Consider the following 11,486-nt stretch of genomic DNA (forward strand, 5'->3'; position numbering starts at 1 on the left):
CCGCCGCCGCCGTATGTTAACTCTCCATTATCTCCAAGGTACAGCCCCGTCGAGTCGGTCTTATTGACCGGGTCGTTACCCGCGTAAGCAAAGAGGTTGCTCCCGCTGCCGGCAAACCCCATCGGATCGGGCGAGATGAACCGCCGCAGCCCCGGCGAGTAATACCGCGCCCCGGCGTAATACTGCTGCGACACGTTCCCGATATCGCTCCACTCCATCCCCGCGAACAGCCAGGGATAGTAATACGCGGTTCCCGACTGGCTAGGCATCCCGAAGGATGAGTAGGCGAAGGTGGTCTGCATCTGCCCGCTGGCGTTGACCATCCACAGGGTCGAGCCCAAGGCATCATGCAGCGGCACCATGTTGGCGCCGTTTGAGTCGGTCAGCGCCAGCACCTCTCCACTCCCAGGCATGGTAAGAAGGTTTTCCTCGACCGTGTAGGGATACGAGTAGGTGGCGCAGTCGCTCGTCACCTCGGTGTATTGCTCCTGCACCGGCACCAGACCATCGTACACGATATAGGTGGACTGCGGGTATTTTGGTTCCCGTTCACACACACGCGGGAAGACATCTACGCGGATAAATTAATAAGCGTTAAGAATCCCAATCTTTTGCGGATGCGCGGGGTCGAGGTAATCCAGCTGGGCGGCAAGGACTACATTCGCGCGGCCTTCCATACAAACTTCCATCGTGAGCTTGCTACATCCCACACGCCGTAATGATTGGCGTTCAGATCGAGCTTTTCTCCATCGCAGGCCCGGCTCGATGATCCGCCGATGCCGCGCTGAAAGAACGGATTATTCCGGGGCGGCGCGATCGGCGGGCGACGCTACACGGGAAGATGGAAAGTCATACTTGATTGCGATTGGGTCTTCGCGACGCCGCTGCACAGGCGGCCGTCAGAGCCAGGATTGGCCGATCATCCCCGGAGTTGGCGCCAGATCGAGCAGGCGCAGCGCGGTGGGGGCGACGTCGTACAGGCGGCGGCCTTCGATCCGGCCGCGCTGACTAGCGGGACGAGAGCCGCGTTCATTGAGGATGAAGATACCCTCGTAGTCGTGATTGGCATCGTCGGGGCCGGTGTCGTTGTCGTAGGTCAGGATGGTGTTCAGGCCCACGCTGCCCACCGAGCGCCATTTAAGATCGCCGAAATAGACCAGAAGGTCGGGAGCGACGCCGCCCACCTCGCGATAGATCTCCTCGGGCATCAAGGCCCGCGTGCCCAACGGCTGTCCCTGGGCGTCGCAAATCGCTTCCAGCTCGCGCGCCAGTTTGATTCGCTCCTCCTGGTAGGCGGCGGCGGGTATCACCCCCTGCGGCTCGCGTCCCTGGACATTGAGAAAGATGCGCGCATAGTAACCGCCATCACCCCAGGCCTTGGTGTTGGCCCAATCGATTTGGGCCTGGCCTATGGGGGTGGGCTTGGTGGGCGTCTGCTTCAGCCGCAGGTAGCCCTTTTCGATCAGCCATTCGTTGACGCACACCCCGCCGTCCATCGATTTGGCCCCATGGTCGGAGACCACCATCACGGCGCAATCGGAGGGCAGCAAGCTGATCAGCTCGCCGACCTCCCGATCGACAAAGCGATAATATTCGCGAATCGCCTGCTCCATCGGATGGCCGGCCTGGTAGTTGCGGTTGGCCGGATCCATGAAGCGCCAGAAGGCATGATGGATGCGGTCCACGCCCATCTCGACCATCATGAAGAACTGCCAGGGCTGATGGCTTACCAGATGGCGGGCGACGGCAAAGTGCTTGCGGGTCTTGCCATAGATGCGGCCCAGCAGGGCCTGCTTGTCGTCGGTGCGGAAGTCCTCCACGTCCAGGACGTAGCCGCCGGCGACCTGCTCGACTACCGCCTTGAGGTCGGCGGGATAGGTGTATTGGCTCTTGGTCGAGGGGGTCAGGAAGCAGCTCACCATCGCGCCGCGCACCGGGGTGACCGGATAGGTCTGAGGCACGCCGTGGACGATCACGTCGTGGCCGGCCTGCGAGAGGATCTCCCACAGACGGGGCACGTGGACCGCCTTGGAGTCGGCGATTTGATAGGCGTCGTAGCTGTAGTCGCGCCGGTTGCGGAAGCCGTAGAAGCCCAACTGGCCGGCGTCGCGACTGGCGGTCATGCACGACCAGGCGGGCACGGTGATCGGCGGGTCGCTGCTGCGCAAGGGGCCCCAACTGCCGCCCGCCATCAGCGCGCGCAAGTTGGGCAAATCCGCTGCGAAGCGGTCAAAAACCAAGGCCGGAGCGGCACAATCCAGTCCAATAATGGCTAGCGACTTCATCGCTCAAGACTGTTTCAGGCCGCGCGCGAGCGCGCAAGACGCCGGCGGCTGGCGCTACGGCCACTTGACCCGGCGCAGGGGTCGTAACACAGTGCGATAACGTCTAAAATTTGGATTCAGTCCAGTGTGACGGGAGAGTCGGCGAGCGGCGGCATGCACAGGTTATTCATTTTCGGCATCGACGGGGGCACGTTGGAGATCGTGCGGCCGCTGATCGCGCGCGGCCTGCTTCCCAATTTGGCGCGCGTGATCGAGGTCGGCGCCAGCGGCGAACTGGCTTCGACCTTCCCGCCGATGACCTTTCCGGCCTTCACCACCTTCATGACCGGTAAGAACCCCGGCGGTCACGGGGTGTTCGACTTTTTCGAACGCATTCCCGGCCGCTATGGGGTGCGTTTCGTCAATGCCCGCTCGCGGCGCAGCCGCACGCTGTGGCGGATGCTGAGCGAGGGCGGGCGGCGGGTGGCTGTGATCGGCTTTCCCGTGACTTATCCGCCCGAGCCGATAAGCGGCGTGATGATCAGCGGTTTCGACGCTCCCGGGATCGGGGCGCGTGCCGACCGCACCTGCTTCTACCCGCCTGAGTTCTATGACGAGCTGCGGGCCAAGGTGGGCGATTACATCATCACCCCCTCGGTGGACATGCTGCGTGCTCTGGAAGCACCCGAGGAAGGGCTGGAGGCGATCGTCGCCACCATCGAGCGCAAGCTGGCGGCGGCGCTCTACACTCAGGAACGCGAACGGTGGGACTGCTTCGCCTTCATGCTGATTGAAAGCGACTTCGCCGGCCATCGTTACTGGCGCTTTTACGATCCCAACTCGCCCCATTATCGGCCCGATTACCCCCAGGTTTTGCGCGAAGGGCTGCCGCGGGTTTACAGCGCGATCGACGCGGCGTTTGGCCGCTTGTGGCAGAACGACCCCGAAGCGGCAGTGCTGATTTTCTCCGATCACGGCTTTGGCGGCGCTAGCACCAAGACCGTCTTCCTCAATCGTTTTCTGCAGCAGGAAGGGCTGTTGGAATTCGTCACCGGGAACAAAGGCTCGGTGGGCGGCTGGATGCGACTGCAGGGGCGGCTGACGATGGCCAAGCTCAAGGACATCGGGCTGCATTACACGCCCGAGCGGTTGCGCACACCGCTTTTGCGCTCGATGAAGCTGGGTAACAAGATCGAGTCGAAGATTCGCTTCGGCGGGATCGATTGGCGCCACACCCTGGCCTATTCGGACGAGTCACCCTATTTCCCGGCGATCTGGATCAATTTGCGAGGGCGCGAGGAAGCGGGCGTGGTCAGCCCCGACCAATACGACGCGATGTGCGAGCGGGTCAGTCAGGGCTTGCGCGAATGGCGCGATCCCGACAGCGGCCAGCCGCTGGTGCGCCGGGTCTATCGGCGCGAGGAGATTTATCGCGGCGAGCAGGTGGAGCGGGCACCCGATCTGCTGATCGACTGGAACCTGGACCACGGCTACAGCTATTTGAGCGGGCGCAGCCTGGAAGACTCCAGCGGTTTGGCTCTACGCCGCTTGGCGCCGGATGAATTCGCCACTCACGAGATGGCGACGCGCGGCGGCAGCCACCGCCCCAACGGCCTGATCATGGCCGCGGGTGGCCCCTTCGCTTGCGGTGCTCGGGTGGAGGGTGCCTCGCTGCGTGACTTGGCGCCGATCGTGCTCCATTGCCAAGGCTTGCCAATTCCGGCCGAGATGGAGGGACAGGTGCCGGCGGGACTGTTCAGCAGTGAATTTCTGCGCGACCATCCCTTGCAGCATCTGGAAGCCGGCGAATACGCGGCCGCTCACCCCCTGAGTGAAGAGCCCGCCGACAACTACAGCGACGAAGAACGTGAGATCATCGAACGCCGGCTGCGCGATTTGGGCTACCTCTAGACGCGCCGCGCTTTGCCTCGCGCACGTTACTCAATGACGCGATCGCCGTTTCTGACCGTGGCGCTGGCCGCGCTGCTGGCGTTTGTCTTCTTAAGCCAGGGCGCTTCGGCCCCGTTTGAAAAGGACGAGGAGTCGCGGCCGGCCGCGGTTACCCTGGATATCATGCGCACCGGCCATTGGCTGCTCCCGCGCGATATCTACGGAGAGGCGACCCGCAAGCCGCCGCTGTACTACTGGTTGTCGGCGGGATTGCTGAAGGTCATTCATGCGCCGCTGGATGAAACCGGCGCGCGTGCGGTGTCGATCTTGGCTGCCGCCGCCCTGGCCGCGTTGGTGATGGCGCAGGCTGCGGCATTTTTCGGCGCGCCGGCAGGTTGGCTGGCCTGGCTTGCGCTGCTCGCTTGCTATGGGTTCAGCGCGCACGGCGCCTATGCACGCACAGACATGCTGTTTACCTTGCTGATGTTTGCCGCCTACTGTCTGATGTTTCGCGAAGTCGAGGGCGAGGGTGGTGACGGCAGGGCGCTCTGCACCGGTGTAATTCTGGGGTTGGCGGTGCTGACCAAGGGGCCGCTGGCGATCGTGTTGTGTGCCTTGGCCGTCGCGATCTACATGCTATCGCAGGGTAGCAATCCGCTGCGCCTGCTGAAACGGCGCTGGCCCTGGCTGACCCTGGCCAGCGCTCTCGCGATCGCGGCGCTTTGGTACGTGCCGGCCTTTTGGGCGACCCGGGGCGGCCTGATTGCGGTGCAGATGGGGCAGGAAAACCTGGGCCATTTTCTGCCCGGCAGCTTGGGCGGCACGGGCGAATCCGCGCGCCCGGTTTATTACATCCTGATGCGCTTCTTGGGTGCATCGTTGCCCTTGTGCCTATATCTGCCCGCGCTGGCCAAGGCCACGACCCCGCTGCGCAAGGCGCCTCGTCCGCTGCTTTATCATCTAAGCTTCACGCTTGCCGTGCTTGGCCTGTTCTCACTGGCCGCGGTCAAACGCGACGACTATATCTTGCCTGCCTTTCCACCCCTGGCGATCGCGCTGGGCTACCTCCTCGGCAGCAAAGCCGATCCGGATCTCCGTGGCACCCTGCGCTGGCGCGATTGGGGCACTACCCTGGCGTCGCTCGGGATGCTAGGCGTGGCGGGTGCCGCGATCGCGATCGCTACTTCGCCCGCACTGGCGGCATCGGTAAGCAGCCGTCTGCAATCAAGCGACAGCGGCTACCTCGGGATGTTTATCGCCAATTTGCGCGACAGCCGCGAATTGATGTGCGTTGCCGGGATGGCCGCCGCAGCTTTGGCGGCTTTGGTGGCGCGAGCCAAGGGCGCGCCTCGCGCGGGCGCGGCGGCGCTGGCTTTGGCCAGCATAGTGGGGGTCAGTTTATGGATTGGAGTATTGCGCCCAGGGCTGGCCGAGCAGCGCAGCTTCAAGACTTTCACCACCCGGATGGAAGCGATTACCGCCGGCCGGCGGGTTTATTCACAGACCGCTCCGGATTATGAGATCTCGTTTTACTATGGCCGGCCGCTGCTCGCTTTAAGCCAGCTTGCCGCCACCAGTGGGGTGCACGATTCCCGCTACATCCTGCTGTGGAGTGACACTTTAGCTGGGATGGGCCCGCGCGCGCAGCATTGGCCGGTCCTGCTAAGTTCGCCGGTCACCGAAGAACATCGCCAACTAGAGCTGTTGAAAATCGATCAGAGTTCGTTTGAAAACGGCCGAGCTGGTAAATAAAGATAGCTTGACCGGTCGCTGATTGGTAAAAGTACAGGCAATTCTTTATGGCAGTATATCGAGCTCAGCTACTAGCTTCCTTTGCGTTGCGGATGCTCATTTCGTTGGCATTACCGGTTTGGGGCGTGGTAATGATCGGCCTGGGGGTGGTGTGGGCCTCGGGGTGGTGGGGGGGGTGCGGTGTGGCGGTGCTTGGGGTGGGATTGTTGCTGGCGCTGGGTAACCCGCTGGCTGATCGTGCCTTGCCCGAGCTGTAATCCGAAAGCCATCGGGCTAATGCCGAATTACCCAGGTTGGCCCATCTTACGTCAATGCCGATCTATGAATACGGCTGTCGCCGGTGCGGCTGGTCAGGCAGTAAGCTGGTGCGCACCAAGCGCGTATCGCCGCCTTCCTGTCCTCAATGCGGTCGGCGTACTCGCCGTCTGATGTCGTCATTCGCGGTAGTGGAAAGCGAGGCGGCCCGGTTGAATCGGTTCGATCCCGCCAAACCCACCGGTCCCGAGTTCTACAAGGATGCGCGCAACGTAGGCCTGTGGGCCCAGAAGCGGGCGCAGCAGATGGGGGTAGAGCTGGGTGCGGACTTCCAGGCCAAGGTCGAGGATGCGCGCAGCGGCAAGCTGATCAAGGATTTGTTGTGAAATGAGCGCCCAACGGCGCGGGAGTTAACGCGGTGGTGATTGAAGAAAAGGATCGGCTAGGGAACAAATTGCGCGATCTAGAGAAGGCGCGCGAGGACCAGTGGGCGGCCCAGCGCGACAACGAGCTGTTGGAAAAAATTCGCCAAAAGCGCCAGGAGCTGCAGCAGGCTGCTTCGGAAGCCGCCAGTCAGGGAGTGGCGATTTGTCCCCATTGCCATCAGGCCTTGACTCCGCTGGAGCGTGCCGGCTTTCGGATGCTTGCCTGTCCGCAGAACGACGGCGCCTGGCTGGACCAGAAGGTGCTGGAGCGCTTGCTGCCCAAGTAAAGCTGCGCCTTGTTGTAGCCCGCCAGGCTCTATGAGGTAGCAGCAATTGCGATCGCGGGCTTTGGGATGGCGTCGCGACCTTTGGCGGGCACCACTAGAACTGCCATCACACCGCTTAAGAAGAATGCGCTCGCAGCCAGCTTGAAGCCTAGAGCATAACTGCCGGTGGCATCGAAGATAGCGCCTGCGATCAGGGGTCCGACCGCCTGTCCCACCGACACCATGCTGCGAATCAAGGCCGATAGCGTGCCGTAACGGCGCACTCCCAAGGCTTCGGCGATGAGCGCGGAAATGACGCCGTTGTGCGCCATTCCTATCCCCCACAGCACCATCCAACCGGCCACTGGCAGTACGCCGGCCTGGGCGTGACTGGCGCTCAGCAAGGTCAGCACGCTGGCGCCCAGGAACGCGAAGCACACAGCCAGGATCGGTCGGGTCCCAAAGCGGTCGGCCAGCGCGCCCCAGACAACCCCGCAAATCGGTAACAACAGTGCTTGCCCGCCAAAGAAAGTCGCGGCGGTGGTGGCCGAGTAGCCATTGCCGACCAGAAAAGCGACCAGATGAAAAAACACTGCGCCATCGCCCATTTCGGAGATCAAAGTGAGGCCGAACAGCATCCAGAAGGCGGAGGTGGCGAGCGCTTTGCCAACTTCCAATCCCGCCATTTCCTGCCCGGAAGCAAGTGAAGCAGTGTTGGGGTTGCCCCGCACCAATAGGAAACTGACCGGCGCGGCCAGCGCAAGCATCGGTGTGCCGATGGTCATCAAGCCCCAGCGCCAACTGGCCAGCGCGACGATTTCGGTGACCATCCGCGGTGCGACGAACATTCCCAGCCCCAGGCCGAAGGATGCCAAGGAAGCGGCCAACGCGCGGCGGCCGGGAAACCATCGGATTGCGACCACGACTGCGGTGATAAACGAGGCTAGCCCGATGCCGCATCCGATTAGCGCGTAACAGCCGATGAGAAACGCCAAATCGTGGGCCCGGCTCGCCAAAAAACAGCCCGTGCCCGCGACCAGGCATCCCGAGCCCATCACCCACCGTGCGTCCATCCGATCGACCAGCCAACCAGCGAACAGGGAGGTACAACCCAAAGACAGTTCGTAGGCGGTAACCAGCCGGGAGACTTGGGCATGGGTCCAGTGAAATTCGCGCAACAGCGGCGGGATCAAAACGCCGATGGTCGAGACAGTAGGACCAAACATGAAGACCTGCACGAAAGCGACGGCGCCCAGCACTAACCACTTCGTACGCTTCGGTGCCATTGCCATTCTCCCCGGGGGCGTGGGTTGTCGCCTATGCGCGCGCTCCCTCGGATCCCAGCGGCCCGTATTTAAGCCGCTCGCATCATAGCTCATTTGCCGCGAAATGAACGCAGCTCTGAGAAGGGAATGCCTCTGCGACACACAAAATGCCGGACAGGCTGTCAATAAGTGAAAGCGATATGCCGCTACAAGGCTGCATGAGCAACTTGGCGGCGGCCAGCATCGCACCGGTGCGCGGAGATGGAGCTGTGCCGGATCATTTAAAACCGATCCCGGTCAACTGCTGGAGCGAGGTCCCGCCGGTGCTGTTTACCAACACAACCGACAGGGGCACCACGTTGCTCAAGCTCCCCATACCGGAAACCGTGGCCGAGTAACCGAAGCGATGCGAGTTGCTGCTGCCGCAGCCGGCCAGGGCGACCGCCAACATCAGGCCGCCCAATGCGATCAGCGCGGCGCGCCGCCGGGTCCGACGCCTCAGCGGTGTCAGCATCAGCCCCAGCATCAGCAAGCCAGCGCCCAAAGGCGCCAGCGGACCACCCGGGCCGAAGCGGTCGCCGCCCAACTCAACCATTGATGCATAAACCACTCGGCTGGCCAGCGCCGCGGCGCCGCTTGCGGTTTGTGCCGTGACGGTAAAAGAGACCGTAGTGCCGGGGCTGACGACGATCGGCGGATTGAACGCCAGCGCGTTGCTGGTCGCGACTGGCGAGATGCTGGCGCTCCGCCCGACTGAGCCGGCGGTAACCGTCAGCGACGCCAGCGCTGCGGGATCGCTGGCCGCGATTACTACGGTGCCGATTTGCTGCGCGCTGGGGGTGACATTGCTGTAGCTGAAGGAGCCGGCGTTGACGCTCTGCCCGGCCCCGGCGTTAACTTGCGGCAGAGGGGGCGCGACGATAGTGCCCGCCTGCTGGTTGGGTAGCGGCGTCGGCAGCGCGCTTGCCGTTGCCGTTGGCGTGGGCGGGGCGGGAGTGGAGGTCGGCGTCGATGACGGCGTGATGGGGGCCTGTGTCGGAGCCGGGGTCGCCGTAGGTGACGGCGTGGTGGTGGGCGATAGCGTAGGCGTTGCCGACGGGGTTTGAGACGGTGTCGAACTCACCGTCGGGGTTGGGGTTGGAGTTGGCGTGGAGGATGGCGAAGGGGTCGGGGTCGGCGAAGGGGTCGGCGTGGGTGAAGCAGTTGGTGTCGCGGTGGGCGTCGGAGTTGGAGATGGGGTCGGGGTTGGCACGTTGTAGCTGATGGTTCCCGTCGCCGGAGTGCCGGAGGTACTGACCGTGTACAGGGCGTTGAGCAATACCGAGAGTTCGTTGCTGGTGTTGTCAGTGACGATCAGGTCGGGCTGGCCGTCGCCGTTGACATCCGCTGTCGTAACCGAAACGGGGCTGTCTCCAGCCGTGTAGGTCTGCTGAGCCGCGAAGCTGGGAGTAGTGGCGCCAGGAACGGTGGTGTTGAGCAGCACCGACACCGTGTAAGGGCCTGCGTTCGCAACAATCAAATCGGGTTTGCCGTCGCCGTTGACGTCAGCCACCGCCACCGACTGCGCGTAGCTGCCCGTGGCGAAGCTCTGCTGGGTGGTGAAGCTGGGGATGCTGGCGCCGGGAGCGGTGGTATTAAGCAGTACTGACACGCTGCCGCTGTTGTTCACAACAGCCAGGTCGCGTTTGCCATCTCCATTAAAATCCGCCGACGTTAGCGAGATCGGAACGGTCCCCGTAGTGAAGGCTTGCTGGGCAGCGAAGCTGGGGATGGCGGCTCCAGGCGTAGTGGTATTGAGCAGCACCGAGACTGTGTTAGCGCCCTGGTTGGCGGTGATCAGGTCGGGCAAGCCGTCGCCGTTGATGTCCGCCGCAATTACCGCGCTCGGAGCGGTCCCCGTAGTGAAGCTTTGCTGGGAAGCAAAGCTTGGGATGGTAGCGCCGGGCGTAGTGGTATTGAGCAGCACCGACACCGTGGAATCATCTTCGTTCGCCACGATCAGGTCGGGCCGGCCATCTCCGTTGACATCCGCCGTTACGACTGCAGCCGGCGCGTGTCCAGTGGTAAAGGTCTGCTGAGAGGCAAAGCTGGGGGTGGTAGCGCCAGGCGCGGTGGTGTTGAGCAGTACCGAGACGGTTGAGTCTAAACTGTTGGTGACGGTTAAATCCGGCTTGCCATCGCCGTTGAGATCCGCCGCGGTCACCGCGATCGGTTCGTCCCCCACATCGAAGCTTTGCTGGGTGGCAAAACTGGGGACAGTGGCGCCAGGCGCGGTGGCGTTGAGCAGCACCGAAATCGTGTTGGCGCCCTCATTGGCGACGATCAGGTCGGGCAGGCCGTCCCCGTTGACATCCGCGGCCGTCACCTCTTTGGGCGCGTTCCCGGAGGTGAAGCCTTGCGCGCTGGCAAAGCTGGCCGCATCGAGCGAGGTAGTCGGTGTCGGCGTGGTGTTGAGCAGTACCGAAACCGTGTTGGCGTTTTGATTCGTGACGATCAGGTCCGGCTTGCCGTCGCCGTTGAGATCCGCCGCTGCCACCGCATACGGAAGCGTTTCCACGGTGTAGGACTGCTCGTTGGTGAAGCTAGCGATAGTGGCGCCGGGGGCGGTGGCGTCCAGCAAGACCGAGACCGTGTTGCCAAGTTGATTGCCGACAACCAGGTCGGGCTTGCCGTCGCCGTTGACATCCGTCGCCGTTACCGAAAATGGGCCGCTACCTGTGGCAAACTCGCGTTGGCTGGCGAAGCTTACGGTAGTGGCACCTGGAACGGTGGTATTGAGCAGCACCGAGACTGTATCGGCGGAGTAATTGGCGACGATAAGGTCGGGTTTGCCGTCGCCGTTGACATCAGCCGCCGCCAGCGACGTCGGCGCGCTGTCGGTATTGAAGGTTTGCTGAGTGGCGAAGCTAGAGGTAGTGGCGCCCGTGGCGGTAGTGTTGAGCAACACCGAGACCGTGTTATCGAGTTCGTTCACGGCGACCAGATCGGGCTTGCCGTCGCCGTTAAGGTCGGCCGCAATGACCAGAAAGGGAATGTTCCCTACGGTGAAGCTCTGCTGAGTGGCGAAGCTGGGGGTGGCGGAGCCCGGGGTGGTGGTGTTGAGCAGCACCGACACTGTGTTTGCGCCATAGTTGGCCACGATCAAGTCCGGCTTGCCGTCACCGTTGATATCCGCGGCTCGCACGGAGTAAGGACCGGAGCCGGTGTTGAAGCTCTGCTCGGCGGCGAAGCTGAACGTCGTGGCGCCGGGGGTGGTGGTGTTGAGCAGAACCGAGACTGTACTGTCGTTGTAGTTGGCCACGATCAGGTCGGGCAACCCGTCGCCGTTGATGTCCGCCACCGCTACTGACAGCGGGCCGTTGCCGGTGG

The 11,486-nt window shown here is 63.0% G+C and carries 9 protein-coding genes; 5 read left to right on the forward strand and 4 right to left on the reverse strand.

Translation table 11 applies throughout. From position 1 onward, the window contains the following. Window positions 1-494: RHS repeat-associated core domain-containing protein (locus VKV28_15280; protein ID HLH78165.1), on the reverse strand; the 494-nt coding region annotated here is incomplete at its 3' end. Between the two features lie 405 nt (window positions 495-899). Next, entirely contained in the window at window positions 900-2,285 is a 1,386-nt protein-coding gene (locus VKV28_15285; GenBank protein ID HLH78166.1) for an alkaline phosphatase family protein, read from the reverse strand. Between the two features lie 153 nt (window positions 2,286-2,438). On the opposite strand from VKV28_15285, the gene VKV28_15290 reads away from it, so the two are divergent. From VKV28_15290 to VKV28_15310, 5 genes are read left to right on the forward strand one after another with little or no spacing between them, the layout of a single operon-like run. After that, window positions 2,439-4,175: an alkaline phosphatase family protein gene (locus VKV28_15290; GenBank protein HLH78167.1), complete on the forward strand. Its 1,737-nt coding sequence runs from the start codon at window positions 2,439-2,441 to the stop codon at window positions 4,173-4,175. 33 nt (window positions 4,176-4,208) lie between these two features. Next, window positions 4,209-5,906 carry a glycosyltransferase family 39 protein gene (locus VKV28_15295; protein HLH78168.1) on the forward strand — a complete coding sequence of 566 codons (1,698 nt, stop codon included), beginning with the start codon at window positions 4,209-4,211 and terminating at the stop codon, window positions 5,904-5,906. A 47-nt stretch (window positions 5,907-5,953) separates the two neighbouring features. Beyond that, on the forward strand, window positions 5,954-6,163 hold the full coding sequence (locus VKV28_15300) for a hypothetical protein (protein HLH78169.1): 210 nt from the start codon (window positions 5,954-5,956) through the stop codon (window positions 6,161-6,163). 54 nt (window positions 6,164-6,217) lie between these two features. After that, complete coding sequence (locus VKV28_15305; GenBank protein HLH78170.1) at window positions 6,218-6,547, forward strand: zinc ribbon domain-containing protein; 330 nt, start codon at window positions 6,218-6,220, stop codon at window positions 6,545-6,547. Window positions 6,548-6,579: 32 nt separating this feature from the next. Continuing rightward, window positions 6,580-6,873, forward strand: a complete 294-nt coding sequence (locus tag VKV28_15310; GenBank protein HLH78171.1) for a zf-TFIIB domain-containing protein — start codon at window positions 6,580-6,582, stop codon at window positions 6,871-6,873. A gap of 29 nt (window positions 6,874-6,902) precedes the next feature. Here VKV28_15310 and VKV28_15315 read toward each other — a convergent pair whose 3' ends face one another. After that, window positions 6,903-8,138 (reverse strand): MFS transporter, encoded by a 1,236-nt coding sequence (locus VKV28_15315; GenBank protein HLH78172.1) that lies wholly within the window; start codon window positions 8,136-8,138, stop codon window positions 6,903-6,905. Between the two features lie 256 nt (window positions 8,139-8,394). Continuing rightward, window positions 8,395-11,486: VCBS repeat-containing protein (locus VKV28_15320; protein ID HLH78173.1), on the reverse strand; the 3,092-nt coding region annotated here is incomplete at its 5' end.

This window comes from Candidatus Binataceae bacterium, assembly GCA_035294265.1.
Taxonomy (GTDB): Bacteria; Desulfobacterota; Binatia; order Binatales; family Binataceae; genus DATGLK01.

Bases quoted from the DNA above. Each gene is read 5' to 3' on its own strand.
- VKV28_15305 (HLH78170.1), top strand. From the start codon at position 6,218: ATGCCGATCTATGAATACGGCTGTCGCCGGTGCGGCTGGTCAGGCAGT.
- VKV28_15300 (HLH78169.1), top strand. From the start codon at position 5,954: ATGGCAGTATATCGAGCTCAGCTACTAGCTTCCTTTGCGTTGCGGATG.
- VKV28_15315 (HLH78172.1), bottom strand. From the start codon at position 8,138: ATGGCACCGAAGCGTACGAAGTGGTTAGTGCTGGGCGCCGTCGCTTTC.
- VKV28_15290 (HLH78167.1), top strand. From the start codon at position 2,439: ATGCACAGGTTATTCATTTTCGGCATCGACGGGGGCACGTTGGAGATC.
- VKV28_15285 (HLH78166.1), bottom strand. From the start codon at position 2,285: ATGAAGTCGCTAGCCATTATTGGACTGGATTGTGCCGCTCCGGCCTTG.
- VKV28_15295 (HLH78168.1), top strand. From the start codon at position 4,209: ATGACGCGATCGCCGTTTCTGACCGTGGCGCTGGCCGCGCTGCTGGCG.